This window comes from Chimaeribacter californicus (genome assembly GCF_002858675.1).
Classification (GTDB): Bacteria; Pseudomonadota; Gammaproteobacteria; order Enterobacterales; family Enterobacteriaceae; genus Chimaeribacter; species Chimaeribacter californicus.
The window spans coordinates 1-368 of sequence record NZ_PJZF01000120.1 but is presented as its reverse complement, the minus strand read 5'-3'; the positions used below and the strand labels follow the sequence as shown (position 1 = coordinate 368).

Here is a 368-nt window from a genome sequence, read left to right as displayed (position 1 = left end):
GCCAGGGCTGGATGGTGCTGAACGGGCCGAAAAAACACGCCAAAGGCTATATCGAAGGGCTGGAGATGCTGGCGTCGATGCGCCTGTGCGCCAACGTGCCGATGCAACATGCCATCCAGACCGCGCTGGGCGGTTACCAGAGCATCAGCGAGTTTATCCAGCCGGGTGGCCGCCTGGTGGAGCAGCGCAACCGGGCATGGGAACTGATTAATGACATCCCCGGCGTCTCCTGCGTGAAACCGCGCGGCGCGCTGTATATGTTCCCGCGCATTGATGCCAAACGCTTTAATATCCATGACGACCAGAAAATGGTGCTGGATCTGCTGTTGCAGGAAAAAGTGCTGCTGGTACAGGGAACGGCGTTTAAC

1 protein-coding gene is annotated in these 368 nt (G+C 58.4%); it reads left to right on the top strand.

Translation table 11 applies throughout. The features are described 5' to 3' along the window. The coding region (locus CYR55_RS23195; protein ID WP_338153023.1) for an aminotransferase class I/II-fold pyridoxal phosphate-dependent enzyme at positions 1 to 368 on the top strand (368 nt) is incomplete at both ends.